The 12,681-nt window shown below is 71.0% G+C and carries 12 protein-coding genes; 1 reads left to right on the forward strand and 11 read right to left on the reverse strand.

Annotated elements, in window-relative coordinates; genetic code table 11:
- Nucleotides 1-882: 882 nt before the first annotated feature.
- Nucleotides 883-3,408, reverse strand: a complete 2,526-nt coding sequence (locus tag ACWGKJ_RS08840; protein ID WP_385030365.1) for an ATP-dependent Clp protease ATP-binding subunit — start codon at nt 3,406-3,408, stop codon at nt 883-885.
- A gap of 429 nt (nt 3,409-3,837) precedes the next feature.
- Here ACWGKJ_RS08840 and ACWGKJ_RS08845 point away from each other — a divergent pair, with 429 nt between their 5' ends.
- On the forward strand, nt 3,838-4,491 hold the full coding sequence (locus ACWGKJ_RS08845; RefSeq protein WP_453315696.1) for an SCO3374 family protein: 654 nt from the start codon (nt 3,838-3,840) through the stop codon (nt 4,489-4,491).
- Here ACWGKJ_RS08845 and ACWGKJ_RS08850 read toward each other — a convergent pair.
- The 10 genes from ACWGKJ_RS08850 to ACWGKJ_RS08895 all read right to left on the reverse strand — a co-directional run bounded on the left by ACWGKJ_RS08850 (nt 4,470) and on the right by ACWGKJ_RS08895 (nt 12,613).
- The gene (locus ACWGKJ_RS08850) at nt 4,470-4,805 is read right to left on the reverse strand and encodes a histone-like nucleoid-structuring protein Lsr2 (RefSeq protein ID WP_385030348.1); all 336 of its coding nucleotides are present in this window, start codon (nt 4,803-4,805) and stop codon (nt 4,470-4,472) included. The genes ACWGKJ_RS08845 and ACWGKJ_RS08850 overlap by 22 nt on opposite strands.
- 145 nt (nt 4,806-4,950) lie before the next feature.
- Nucleotides 4,951-5,472, reverse strand: coding sequence for an amino-acid N-acetyltransferase (locus ACWGKJ_RS08855; RefSeq protein WP_164264100.1), 522 nt, complete (start codon nt 5,470-5,472; stop codon nt 4,951-4,953).
- Between the two features lie 10 nt (nt 5,473-5,482).
- Nucleotides 5,483-5,881, reverse strand: a complete 399-nt coding sequence (locus ACWGKJ_RS08860; protein WP_385030345.1) for a BlaI/MecI/CopY family transcriptional regulator — start codon at nt 5,879-5,881, stop codon at nt 5,483-5,485.
- A gap of 109 nt (nt 5,882-5,990) precedes the next feature.
- Nucleotides 5,991-6,170 carry a hypothetical protein gene (locus ACWGKJ_RS08865; RefSeq protein ID WP_385030341.1) on the reverse strand — a complete coding sequence of 60 codons (180 nt, stop codon included), beginning with the start codon at nt 6,168-6,170 and terminating at the stop codon, nt 5,991-5,993.
- 45 nt (nt 6,171-6,215) lie between these two features.
- On the reverse strand, nt 6,216-6,794 hold the full coding sequence (locus ACWGKJ_RS08870) for a hypothetical protein (RefSeq protein ID WP_385030362.1): 579 nt from the start codon (nt 6,792-6,794) through the stop codon (nt 6,216-6,218).
- A 230-nt stretch (nt 6,795-7,024) separates the two neighbouring features.
- On the reverse strand, nt 7,025-7,822 hold the full coding sequence (locus ACWGKJ_RS08875; protein WP_164267894.1) for a type III pantothenate kinase: 798 nt from the start codon (nt 7,820-7,822) through the stop codon (nt 7,025-7,027).
- A gap of 3 nt (nt 7,823-7,825) precedes the next feature.
- Nucleotides 7,826-8,788, reverse strand: a complete 963-nt coding sequence (gene nadC, locus ACWGKJ_RS08880; protein ID WP_385030359.1) for a carboxylating nicotinate-nucleotide diphosphorylase — start codon at nt 8,786-8,788, stop codon at nt 7,826-7,828.
- A gap of 44 nt (nt 8,789-8,832) precedes the next feature.
- Entirely contained in the window at nt 8,833-10,761 is a 1,929-nt protein-coding gene (locus ACWGKJ_RS08885) for an L-aspartate oxidase (RefSeq protein WP_385030338.1), read from the reverse strand.
- Nucleotides 10,758-11,717, reverse strand: a complete 960-nt coding sequence (gene panC / locus ACWGKJ_RS08890) for a pantoate--beta-alanine ligase (RefSeq protein ID WP_385030335.1) — start codon at nt 11,715-11,717, stop codon at nt 10,758-10,760. Before panC ends, ACWGKJ_RS08885 begins: the two co-directional genes overlap by 4 nt.
- A complete protein-coding gene (locus ACWGKJ_RS08895) occupies nt 11,714-12,613 on the reverse strand; it encodes a Rossmann-like and DUF2520 domain-containing protein (RefSeq protein ID WP_385030332.1) in 900 nt (299 codons plus the stop codon). Before ACWGKJ_RS08895 ends, panC begins: the two co-directional genes overlap by 4 nt.
- Nucleotides 12,614-12,681 lie beyond the last annotated feature (68 nt).

Consider the following 12,681-nt stretch of genomic DNA (forward strand, 5'->3'; position numbering starts at 1 on the left):
TCCCGGCGGATCGGCGGGTCCGGCCGCGGTGAGCGGACGAAGATCTCTCGGCACGGAGACGTTTAACCGCAGTTCGACCCGGCAAGGAGCGGCCATGCGCCCGGAGTGTGTCCGCAGGGCCGAAAGTCCCGGCCGCCCCGGCCCATAGGGCCCGGACGCCGTCCCGGGCGCTTCTCTTATTCCGGTTAGTAGGCTGAACGGCCCTGTGGCGCTTGTCACTGACGGGGGACCAACGCCTGTCCGTTTCGGGACCATCGGCGACCTCTCCGGGCGGTCACTTCCCGCGGTACGGAGGCCCGGAGAAGGTCCGGACGAGGGCTCCGGGCGGCCTGCGGACGGTCGGGAAAGCGGCCTGGGGACCAGAGAGCAGGGAACAGCCGGGCCGCGCGGAAGCAGCCGCGCCACCGTGTACCGGCGGGGCGGGAGGCGTGGGGCGAGCCGGGCACGGGAGCGGCCGGGTCCGCGAGCCACCGGGCGCGGAAGCATCCGGGCCACGGAACCACCCGACCACGGGAGCAGCCGAACACGGGAGCAGCAGGACACAGAACCCAGCCGGACGCCGGAGCATCCGCCAGGCCGTGCGCGAGCAGCCGCGCCGCAAGGGAGCAACCGCGCCGCTGGAGCGGCTGGGGCGGGGCGAGCCGGGCGCCGGAGCAGCCAGGCACGCGAAAGCAGCCAGCAGGCGACCAGCCAGGGTCCCGAGCAACCGGGGCACGGCCGGTAGAGCCGCGAGCAGTCAGGGTCCCGAGCAGCCAGAGCCCGCCCGGTCGGGACCGCGCGCTGCCAGGCGGCGTGCCGCGGCACGCGAAAGGGGCGGCCCCGGAACCGATGACCGGTTCCGGGGCCGCCCCTTCTTCGCTCGGGCCGCTCAACGCATCAGCGTCAGACGTCCTTCGTCATGTTCGGGCCGGAGCCACCGGCCGCCTGCTCGATCGGCGGGGCGTCGGGCAGCGGCGACTTCTCCTCGCCGCGGAAGGTGAACTTCTTGTCGTCACCCTCGCCCTCGACACCGACGACCACGATGTGACCGGGGCGCAGCTCACCGAAGAGGATCTTCTCGGAGAGGATGTCCTCGATCTCGCGCTGGATCGTGCGCCGCAGCGGACGCGCGCCCATCACCGGGTCGTAGCCGTGCTTGGCCAGCAGCGACTTGGCGTCCGCGCTGAGCTCAAGGCCCATGTCGCGGTCCTTGAGGCGCTCGTCGACCTTCTCGATCATGAGGTCGACGATCTGGATGATGTCTTCCTCGGTCAGCTGGTGGAAGACCACCGTGTCATCGACACGGTTCAGGAACTCGGGGCGGAAGTGCTGCTTCAGCTCCTCGTTGACCTTGGCCTTCATCCGGTCGTATCCGGTCTTGACGTCGCCCTGGGCCGCGAAGCCCAGGTTGAAGCCCTTGGAGATGTCCCGGGTCCCGAGGTTGGTCGTCATGATGATGACCGTGTTCTTGAAGTCCACCACCCGGCCCTGGGAGTCGGTCAGCCGACCGTCTTCCAGAATCTGCAGCAGGGAATTGAAGATATCGGGGTGGGCCTTCTCGACCTCGTCGAAGAGAACGACCGAGAACGGCTTCCTGCGCACCTTCTCGGTGAGCTGGCCGCCCTCTTCGTAACCCACGTATCCGGGGGGAGAACCGAAGAGACGGGAAACCGTGTGCTTCTCGCTGAACTCCGACATGTCGAGGGAGATCAGTGCGTCCTCGTCGCCGAAGAGGAATTCGGCGAGCGTCTTGGAGAGCTCGGTCTTACCGACACCGGACGGGCCGGCGAAGATGAACGAGCCACCGGGGCGCTTCGGGTCCTTCAGACCGGCTCGCGTACGGCGGATCGCCTGCGAGAGGGCCTTGATGGCGTCCTTCTGCCCGATGACGCGCTTGTGCAGCTCGTCCTCCATGCGGAGCAGCCGCGAGGACTCCTCCTCGGTCAGCTTGAAGACCGGGATACCGGTGGCCGTGGCCAGGACCTCGGCGATCAGCTCGCCGTCGACCTCGGCGACGACGTCCATGTCGCCGGCCTTCCACTCCTTCTCCCGCTTGGTCTTCGCGGCCAGCAGCTGCTTCTCCTTGTCGCGGAGCGAGGCTGCCTTCTCGAAGTCCTGGGAGTCGATGGCCGACTCCTTGTCGCGGCGGACGTTCGCGATCTTCTCGTCGAACTCGCGGAGGTCCGGCGGCGCGGTCATCCGGCGGATACGCATCCGGGAGCCGGCCTCGTCGATCAGGTCGATCGCCTTGTCCGGCAGGAAGCGGTCCGAGATGTACCGGTCCGCGAGGGTGGCGGCCTGCACCAGGGCCTCGTCCGTGATGGAGACGCGGTGGTGGGCCTCGTAGCGGTCCCGCAGACCCTTGAGGATCTCAATGGTGTGCGGGAGCGACGGCTCGGCGACCTGGATCGGCTGGAAGCGGCGCTCAAGAGCCGCGTCCTTCTCCAGGTGCTTGCGGTACTCGTCGAGCGTGGTGGCACCGATGGTCTGGAGCTCTCCACGGGCGAGCATCGGCTTCAGGATCGAAGCCGCGTCGATCGCGCCCTCGGCGGCGCCCGCACCCACCAGGGTGTGGAGCTCGTCGATGAACAGGATGATGTCGCCGCGGGTGCGGATCTCCTTGAGGACCTTCTTCAGCCGCTCCTCGAAGTCACCGCGGTAGCGGGAACCGGCGACGAGCGCGCCGAGGTCGAGGGTGTAGAGGTGCTTGTCCTTGAGGGTCTCGGGCACCTCGCCCTTGACGATGGCCTGCGCCAGTCCTTCGACGACCGCCGTCTTTCCGACGCCGGGCTCGCCGATGAGGACCGGGTTGTTCTTGGTACGGCGCGACAGCACCTGCATGACCCGCTCGATCTCCTTCTCGCGCCCGATGACCGGGTCGAGCTTGGATTCGCGGGCGGCCTGGGTGAGGTTGCGGCCGAACTGGTCCAGGACGAGCGAGGTCGAGGGCGTGCCCTCGGCGGGACCGCCTGCGGCGGCGGTCTCCTTGCCCTGGTAGCCGGAGAGCAGCTGGATGACCTGCTGCCGCACCCGGTTCAGATCGGCGCCCAGCTTCACGAGGACCTGGGCTGCGACGCCCTCGCCCTCGCGGATCAGGCCGAGCAGGATGTGCTCCGTACCGATGTAGTTGTGGCCGAGCTGAAGAGCCTCCCGGAGCGACAGCTCCAGGACCTTCTTGGCACGAGGGGTGAAGGGGATGTGGCCGGACGGGGCCTGCTGCCCCTGACCGATGATCTCCTCCACCTGCTGGCGGACCGCCTCGAGCGAAATCCCGAGGCTCTCCAGGGCCTTAGCGGCGACACCCTCACCCTCATGGATAAGGCCCAGGAGAATGTGCTCGGTGCCGATGTAGTTGTGGTTGAGCATCCGGGCTTCTTCCTGAGCCAGGACGACAACCCGCCGCGCGCGGTCGGTGAACCTCTCGAACATCGTTAATCGCTCCTCAGAGCGGTCGGGCAGCGAGGGGTCGGTCCCCTCCCAGTCCTTCCGCATGCTAGTCCCGCGGGGCGGGACAGCTCATTCCAACTGCCGACACCCGTCCATGGCCTCCGGCCCGAACAGCCGACAACTGCTCCAACCCGATGGTGCGAGACGATGTTCCCGCAGGCCAGGCAGATACCCCTGTCTCCAGTACGCCGATGGCGAACGTGAGACCGCCTGAGCCGCGTGTCGCCCCTCCCCACTAGGTATGTCTTACCCGCAGAGACTGACAGTCCATGCGGCGCGCGACAGTTCCCCTCAGCTACGGGCGAACATCCGAGCGCCCTTGAACGCCTCCGCACGCCTCTTGCGCATCAACGGAAAGCAATCAAGTCGCAGCGCTCCGTAACCCTGGCGTCCTCCGGGAGTTGCCCAGTCATGGCCTTCACCGTTCCGTCCCCCCGCGAACCGGCCGACCGCACCCGGCGCATCACCGGGAGCGGCAGCACCGACAGCACCCTGCGCTGGTACGAGTCCCGGCTGGGCTGGGCCGCCCTGGCGGGGCCCCCGGTGCGGCTGCTGACCGGGCTGCGTTTCGACGTACTCGATCTGCCGGCCGACGCGGGCTTCGCACTGCTGCGCGGGGCGCCGGTCACGGGACCGGTGGCGCTGGACGGCTCCCGGATGCGGCTGCTGGTGGCGGCGGGCAGCGCCGATGAGCTGCCGGGGCTGCTCGACTGGCTGGAGTGGGGCGGGATCGCGCTGGATCTGACGGCGGTCGGCACGGACGGCCTGATCGAGGCCCCCGCACCGCCCGGCGCGCGCTGTGCGAAGGGGGCCGCCCGCTGGCTGCGGCCCCCGGAGCCGGGGTGCGGTGTGGAGCGGACCCTGCCCGAGTTCGGCCGGTTCGGGGAGCGGGGCGGCGGCCCCGACCTGGTACGGCTCGTGGACGCGGCGGCGACGGAGTGCCACCGGGCCCGGATGGTGCGTGTCTCGGCGGCTTTCCGGGGGGCGCCCCCCGGAAACCGGACTTCGACTGTCCGGGGTGTGACCCCCGGACCTCCCGGAAATCAGCCGTTGGCCTTCTCGTAGGCCTCACGGATGTCCGCGGGCACCCGGCCGCGGTCATTCACGTTGTATCCGTTGTCCTTGGCCCACTTACGAATCTCGGCGGTGTCCTTGTTGCCGCCTGCCGCGATACGGGCCTTGCCACGGCCACCGGTGCCGCGGCCGCCGGTGCGCCGGCCACCCTTGGCATACGGCTCAAGAAGCGTACGGAGCTTGTCCGCGTTCGCGGTGGTGAGGTCGATCTCGTATGTCTTGCCATCCAGAGCGAACGTCACGGTCTCGTCCGCCTCGCCGCCGTCGAGGTCATCGACAAGAAGGACCTGAACCTTCTGTGCCACCGGATTTCCTTTCATCGAAAAATTCAGTACGCGGAAAGGAAACCGCTTTTCCCGGGAAAACACAAACCCCCGGCAGAGGTTCAGGAGTGCAAGAACACGGGAAACATGCGCGATTCGGACATAGGGTTCCGGTGCGAAGTGACCGTCACAGGTGCAGAAGCATCCGGCTGTTGCCCAAGGTGTTCGGCTTCACCCGTTCGAGACCGAGGAACTCAGCGACTCCCTCGTCATAGGAACGCAGCAGCTCGCTGTAGACATCTCCGTCGACCGGAGTCTCACCGATCTCGGTGAAGCCGTGCTTCGCGAAGAAGTCGACTTCGAAGGTCAGACAGAATACCCGGCGCACTCCGATCCACCGTGCGGTCTGCAAGAGCTTGTCCAGGACCTGGTGGCCCACTCCGGCGCCCTTGAACTCGCGGTCAACGGCGAGGGTGCGCACTTCCGCGAGGTCTTCCCACATCACATGGAGTGCGCCGCAGCCGACGACCCTCGCGTCGTCATCGCGTTCGGCGACCCAGAACTCCTGGATGGACTCGTAAAGCGTCACCGTGGCTTTGTCGAGCAGGATCCGCTCACGCACGTACGCGTCCAGGAGTCCGCGCACCGCCGGCACATCGCTGGTCCTGGCTCTGCGGACGGTGAGGGCTTTTGCTCGCGTACCTGGCATGCGCAAGACGTTATCGCCCTGCGTCTCCCTCCCGGTCATCGCGGTCCGCATCACCCTGAACGATGCGCAAAGCATCACGGAGTGCATCACGCTGCTCGGAGGACATCATGCCGAAGAAGGCGACAAGGGCGGCCGCGGAGTTGTCACTCGTCGACCAGGCTTCGTTCATCAGTGCGGCCGAGTAGGCGGCGCGGGTGGAGACCGCCGTATATCGATAGGCGCGGCCCTCCACTTCCCGGCGTACCCAGCCCTTCTGATGGAGATTGTCCAATACGGTCATCACGGTGGTGTAGGCGATGGTCCGGTCGCGTTCGAGGTCTTCCAGGACTTCCCTGACCGTGACCGGGCGGTTCCACTCCCAGACCCGTGACATGACGGCGTCTTCCAGCTCTCCCAATTGACGGGGCACATCTGCACCATAGTGCGAGATGTCACGAATAGCTGGTTATTAGCGCGAAAAACACAGAAAAGGGCGTACGGCAGGTTTACCTGCCGTACGCCCTCCGGGTCCTGACGCCTCAGGTGGCGCCGCTGCCCGTCGGCTGGACCGTGGCCTCGGCGCGGGCGAGCACCTCGTCCACGGCCGCGTCCTCCTTGGCCTTGTTCGGGCCGCCCTGGGTCTTCACGATCGTCCTCACGACGATCGTGAAGAACACGGCCATCACCACCGGGGGCACAAGCGCGGAAACGTAGTCCATACGGACAGAGTAGCCCGGGGCTTCCGCCGCTTCCGGGACGCCCCCTCAGCCGGTCAGCGAACGCTGCGCGGGGGGCGCGGCGGGCTTGCGGCGCGGCGGGAAGACCTCGGACGGCTTCGGGGCCGGGCGGGGCCTGACCGGAGCCTTGACGGGGGTCTTGTCCGGTGCCGGGCGCTTCGGCCCGGCGGGCTCGCCCGACGTACGGCCGCCGGGCAGCGCGAGCAGCCGGGTGCGCGGGCCCGGGGTCACGGCGCGGCCCGCGAGCCGGGCGCGTACCGACTGTTCAGCCAGCGCCCGGCAGCGTCTCAGCAGGGCGTCACCGGACGGCGCGCCGCGCAGGGTACGCAGGGCGGCGAGATCCTCGGGGCGCGGGTCGTAGCCGGCGGCCAGGGCGTCCTGGAGCAGCTCCATGTAGCTGATGGCCGTGCCGGGGAGGGCGTCGCGGTAGCGGGCGAGGTCGGCCAGGAGAAAGGCGCGCAGCCGGCCCGCCTCCGCGATGGTCTCGTCCACGGACTCGGCGAGACGCAGACAGTCCTGGACGTCCTCTTCTGCGACGGGGGTCGGATTGAGGGCGATGGCAAGGGCGCGTCGGAGCACACGCAGCTCATCCGCGCTGAAGGCCATGCCGCCTCGGGAACCGTAGGGCGTAGGCATGGAATGACGATACGTACTAAAGGGACAATATCCGCTTAATGGACCGGTGCGGCGCGGCGGGGAACGGCGGGCTGCGGGGCGGTCACGGCTGCCCCGCAGCGCCTCGTCGCCGCCCCGCCGCGGGGCCTTGCCGCCGGACGACCGCAGCCGCCGTCCCCTGCCGCCGGACGCCTCCGGCCGGGCCGGGCCGCCCTACCGGTTCACAGCCGGGCGACGTTCCGCTCGTACACCAGGCGCAGCCCGATCAACGTCAGCCACGGCTCGTGCTCGTCGATGACGGTGGCCTCGCTGAGCACCATCGGGGCGAGCCCGCCGGTGGCGATGACCGTGACGTCCGCCGGGTCGTCGGCCAGCTCGCGGGCCATCCGGTTCACCACCCCGTCGACCTGTCCCGCGAAGCCGTAGATGATGCCGGACTGCATGGCCTCCACGGTGTTCTTGCCGATCACGCTGCGCGGGCGGGCCAGCTCGATCTTGCGGAGCTGGGCGCCCTTCACGCCGAGCGCCTCGACCGAGATCTCGATGCCGGGGGCGATGACACCGCCGGTGTACTCGCCGCGCGCCGACACCGCGTCGAAGGTCGTCGCCGTACCGAAGTCCACGACGACGGCGGGGCCGCCGTACAGCTCGACGGCGGCGACCGCGTTGATGATGCGGTCCGCGCCGACCTCCTTCGGGTTGTCCACCAGGATCGGGACGCCCGTCCTGATGCCGGGCTCGACCAGTACAGCCGGGACGTCGCCGTAGTAGCGGCGGGTCACCTCGCGCAGTTCGTGCAGCACGGAGGGGACGGTCGAGCAGACCGCGATCCCCTCGATGCCGTCGCCGAGGCCGCGGCCGAGGAGCGGGTGCATCCCCATCAGGCCCTGGAGCAGTACGGCGAGTTCGTCGGCGGTGCGGCGGGCGTCGGTGGAGATGCGCCAGTGCTCCACGATCTCGTCGCCGTCGAACAGGCCGAGAACGGTATGGGTGTTGCCGACGTCGATGGTGAGCAGCATGGGTTACTCCGCCTCGCGCAGGTCGAGGCCGATGTCGAGGATGGGGGACGAGTGGGTGAGCCCGCCGACCGCCAGGTGGTCGACGCCCGTCTCCGCGTAGGCACGGGCCGTGTCCAGGGTGAGCCGGCCCGAGGACTCCAGCAGGGCCCGGCCGCCGACGAGTTTGACCGCTTCAGCGGTCTGCGCCGGGGTGAAGTTGTCCAGCAGGATCAGGTCGGCGCCCGCGTCCAGGACCTCGGTGACCTGGGCGAGGGTGTCCACCTCGACCTCGATGGCCAGGTCGGGGAAGGCGGCGCGGACGAGCTTGAACGCCTCGGCGACCCCGCCCGCCGCGATCACGTGGTTGTCCTTGACCAGGGCCGCGTCGGAGAGCGACATCCGGTGGTTGACGCCGCCTCCGCAGCGCACCGCGTACTTCTCCAGGGCGCGCAGCCCCGGGGTGGTCTTGCGGGTGTCGCGGACCCTGGCCTTCGTCCCTTCGAGTACGTCGGCCCAGGCGCGGGTGGCGGTCGCGATGCCGGAGAGCCGGCACAGCAGGTTGAGCGCGCTGCGCTCGGCGGTCAGCAGGTCGCGGGTGCGGGTGGTGACCGAGAGCAGCTTCTGGCCGGGGGCGACGCGCTCGCCGTCCTCGACGTGCCGCTCCACCTCGAACGCCTCGGTGCAGACGAGCGAGAGCACCGCTTCGGCGACGCGCAGGCCCGCGACCGTACCGGCCTCGCGTGCGGTGAAGTCGCCGGTGGCGACGGCGTCCGCGGGAACGGTCGCGACGCTCGTCACGTCCACTCCCCCGTCGAGGTCCTCGTCGATGGCGAGGTGCGCGATGTCCTCGACCAGGACCGGGTCGAGCCCCGCAGCGGCCAGGAGTCCGGCGAGGGCGGGGTCGAGGCCGCACTCCATGGGGTCGTCGAAGCCGTCGCCGCAGCCGCAGGCGTCGCCGCAGCCGCCCGCCGGTTCGGCGGCGCTCATGTCGTCGCCGATCCGGTGGAGGGGGAGGTCGGGGGTGGTCACGGTCACTGCTCCTGGGGACGCTGAGGGAGGGTCGGGGGGAAGTCGGCGCTCTCCGTGGTGTGCACGGCGAGCGAACGGTCGGGGAGCAGCCGTACGACGAGATGGCGGCGCCAGCCGGTGTCGTCACGGTCCGCGTGGTCCTCGCGCCAGTGGCAGCCCCGGGTCTCCGCGCGGCGCTGCGCTGCGGCGGTCAGGACACGGGCGACACAGAGGAGGTTGGTCGCCTCCCATGCCTCGACACCCGCCTGGGCGGGCTTCAGGGCGAGGGCGGGCAGCGCTTCCGGGGCTCCGGCCGCCGCCGCGTCCATGGCGGCGCCCGCCGCCGCTTCGGCCACCGCCTCGGCCGCTGCCTCCGCCTCGGCGTCGGCCCGGATCGTCTCCAGCCGGTCGGCGGCGCGTGCGAGGCTCTCGGCGGAGCGGAGCACTCCGGCGCCCTCCGTCATGATCCGCTGGATACGGAGCCTGGCCTCGGGCTCCAGGAGCGGGAGCGTGCGGGGCTCCGCCGCGAACACGGGCTCGGGGGCGGGGGGCCGGGCCGCCCGGCCGGCGGTGCCGGCCGCTGCGGCGTCGGTCCCGGGCGCCGCGGCCTCGGCTGCGGTGTGCCCGGCGAGGTCGGCGGCGGTGCTGGCCGCACTGTCAGCGGTGACCCGCCCCGCGGTGGCCGCCGCACTGTCGGCCGCGAGGTCGGCCGCGATGTCGTCGGCGATGCGCTCGGCGAAGACCAGGCCTTCCAGGAGGGAGTTGGACGCGAGCCGGTTCGCGCCGTGCACACCGGTGCAGGCGACCTCACCGCAGGCGTACAGACCGGGGACGGTCGTACGGCCGTGCAGATCGGTGCGGACGCCGCCCGACGCGTAGTGCGCGGCCGGGGCGACCGGGACGGGTTCGGTCACCGGGTCGATGCCGTGGCTGCGGCAGGCCGCGAGGATCGTCGGGAAGCGCTGCTCCCACATCTCGGCGCCGAAGTGCCGGGCGTCGAGATACATGTGCTCGGTGCCCTGCTCCTGCATCCGGCGGGTGATCGCCTTCGCCACGATGTCGCGGGGTGCCAGCTCGGCCAGTTCGTGCTGCCCGGTCATGAAGCGCACCCCGTCGGCATCGACCAGGTGGGCGCCCTCGCCCCGTACCGCTTCGGAGACCAGCGGCTGCTGGCCCTCGGCGTCCGCGCCGAGGAAGAGCACCGTGGGGTGGAACTGGACGAACTCCAGGTCCGAGACCTCGGCGCCGGCCCGCAGTGCGAGGGCCACACCGTCGCCGGTGGAGACGGCCGGGTTGGTGGTGGCGGAGAAGATCTGGCCCATGCCGCCGGTCGCGAGCACCACGGCGGGGGCGCGCACCGCGCCGACGCCGTCGTGCTGGCCCTCCCCCATGACATGCAGGGTGACACCGGCCGTACGGCCTTCGGCGTCGGTGATCAGGTCGAGGACGAGGGCGTTCTCCACGGTGCGCAGCGCGGCGGCGCGGACCGCTTCGACCAGGGTGCGGGAGATCTCGGCCCCGGTGGCGTCACCGCCCGCGTGCGCGATACGGCGGCGGTGGTGGCCGCCCTCCCGGGTGAGCGCGATCCCGCCCGCCTCGTCGGTGTCGAACCGCGCACCGGTCGCGATGAGCCTGCGTACGGCGTCGGGCCCCTCGGTGACCAGGGTGCGGACCGCATGCTCGTCGCAGAGACCGGCCCCCGCGACCAGCGTGTCGTCCAGGTGCTGCCCGGGGGTGTCGCCCTCGCCGAGTGCGGCCGCGATACCGCCCTGCGCCCAGCGGGTCGAGCCGTCGTCGAGGCGTGCCTTGGTCACGACGACGGTACGCAGCCCCGCGGCGGTGCAGCGCAGTGCGGCGGTCAGTCCGGCCACTCCGGATCCGACGATCACGACGTCGGCGTCGATCTCCCAGCCGGGGGCGGGGGCGTGCAGGCGTATTCCGGTTCCGGTCACTGTGGTTCCCCGAAGGTCAGCGGGATGTTGTCGATCAGCCGCGTCGTACCGACCCGGGCGGCGACCGCGAGGACGGCTTCGCCCCGGTGGTCGTCGGCGGCCTCGGTGAAGTCCGACGGGTCGATCACGGACAGATAGTCCGGGGAGAGCCCCGCCTCGTCGGTGACGGCCCGCGCGGCGGCGCGCACGGCCGCGGGGGTGGTGCCGGTGGCGGTGCCGGTTCCCGCGAGGGCGTCCCGGCCCGCGAACAGGGCGCGGGACAGGGCCAGTGCGGAGGTGCGGTCCCCGGTGGAGAGGAAGCGGTTACGGCTGGACATCGCCAGTCCGTCCGGCTCCCGGACCGTGGGGACGCCGACGATACGGACCGGGAAGTCGAGGTCGCGCGCCATCCTCCGTACCAGGGCGAGCTGTTGGGCGTCCTTCTGACCGAACAGCGCGGTGTCGGGGCGGGTGAGGTGGAGCAGTTTGGCGACGACGGTGAGCATGCCGTCGAAGTGGCCGGGGCGCGCCGCGCCCTCGAAGCGCTCGCCCATCGGGCCGCCGGCGATCCGGACCTGGGGTTCGCCGCCCGGGTAGACCTCGTCGGCCGCGGGGGCGAAGACGATGTCCGCGCCCGCCAGTTCGGCCACGGCGAGGTCCGCCTCAAGGGTGCGCGGGTACCGGTCGAGGTCTTCACCCGCGCCGAACTGCAGCGGGTTGGCGAAGACCGTCACGACGACCAGTCCGTCCTCGCCGGCCTGCTCCCTGGCGGCCCGGACGAGGGCGGCGTGGCCTTCGTGGAGGGCGCCCATGGTCATGACGACGGCGCGGGTACGGGGCCGTCCGCCCGTGGACGGCTGGACATCCGTGGACGGCTGGACATCCGTGGACGGCTGGGCGTCCGTGGACGGCTGCACATCCGCGGCGTACCGGGCGTGCAGTTCGGCGGCCGTGTGCAGCAGCGCGGTCGTGGTCATCGGGTCTCTCCGTCCGCGAGGACGCCCAGGAGGTCCTCGGCCAGCTCCGGCTTGAGCAGTCCGTGCGCGAGTGCGCGGTCCGCCGTCGTACGGGCCATCGCGAGGTAGCCGGCGACGGCCTGCGGCGCGTGCTTGCGCAACTCCTCGACGTGCGCCGCGACCGTACCCGCGTCTCCTCGGGCGACCGGGCCGGTCAGCGCGGCGTCACCAGATCTGAGGGCGTTGTCGAGTGCGGCGCCGAGGAGCGGTCCGAGCATCCGGTCGGGGGCGGCGACGCCCGCGACGCTCAGCAGCTCCATCGACTGGGCGACCAGGGTGACCAGGTGGTTCGCCCCGAGGGCGAGCGCCGCGTGGTAGAGCGGACGGGACTCCTCCGCGATCCATTCGGGCTCACCGCCCATCTCGATGACCAACGCCTCGGCGGCGAGCCGCAGTTCGTCGGGGGCGGTCACGCCGAAGGAGCATCCGGCCAGCCGCTGGACGTCCACGGATGTGCCGGTGAAGGTCATCGCCGGGTGCAGCGCGAGCGGCAGGGCCCCGGCGCGCAGCGCTGGGTCGAGCACCCCGGTGCCGAACCGGCCCGACGTATGGACCAGGAGCTGTCCCGGCCGTACCGCGCCGGTCTCGGCCAGCCCCTCCACCAGCGCGGGCAGCGCGTCGTCGGGCACGGTCAGCAGGACCAGCTCGGCGCGGGCCAGCACCTCGGCGGGGGTGACCAGGGGGACGTCGGGGAGCAGCACCGCGGCCCTGCGCACGGATGCGTCGGAGACCCCGGAGGCGGCGACCGGGCGGTGCCCGGCGAGCTGGAGCGCGGCGGCGAGCGCGGGGCCCACCCGGCCCGCTCCGACCACGCCGACGGTGAGCCGCGCGGGGCGGGACTCTGCTGATGCGTTCACGAGGGATCGGCCTTCCGTTCCAGTCCGCGAGGGGTACCGGACGATTTCCCCGTCATGCTACGCCCAGG

The organism is Streptomyces sp. NPDC054757 (genome assembly GCF_053612185.1).

What these genes read in the sequence shown, in the direction of transcription:
- ACWGKJ_RS08840 (WP_385030365.1), bottom strand. Translation starts at nt 3,408, where the DNA reads ATGTTCGAGAGGTTCACCGACCGCGCGCGGCGGGTTGTCGTCCTGGCT.
- ACWGKJ_RS08845 (WP_453315696.1), top strand. Translation starts at nt 3,838, where the DNA reads ATGGCCTTCACCGTTCCGTCCCCCCGCGAACCGGCCGACCGCACCCGG.
- ACWGKJ_RS08855 (WP_164264100.1), bottom strand. Translation starts at nt 5,472, where the DNA reads ATGCCAGGTACGCGAGCAAAAGCCCTCACCGTCCGCAGAGCCAGGACC.
- ACWGKJ_RS08865 (WP_385030341.1), bottom strand. Translation starts at nt 6,170, where the DNA reads ATGGACTACGTTTCCGCGCTTGTGCCCCCGGTGGTGATGGCCGTGTTC.
- ACWGKJ_RS08870 (WP_385030362.1), bottom strand. Translation starts at nt 6,794, where the DNA reads ATGGCCTTCAGCGCGGATGAGCTGCGTGTGCTCCGACGCGCCCTTGCC.
- ACWGKJ_RS08875 (WP_164267894.1), bottom strand. Translation starts at nt 7,822, where the DNA reads ATGCTGCTCACCATCGACGTCGGCAACACCCATACCGTTCTCGGCCTG.
- nadC (WP_385030359.1), bottom strand. Translation starts at nt 8,788, where the DNA reads ATGAGCGCCGCCGAACCGGCGGGCGGCTGCGGCGACGCCTGCGGCTGC.
- panC (WP_385030335.1), bottom strand. Translation starts at nt 11,717, where the DNA reads ATGACCACGACCGCGCTGCTGCACACGGCCGCCGAACTGCACGCCCGG.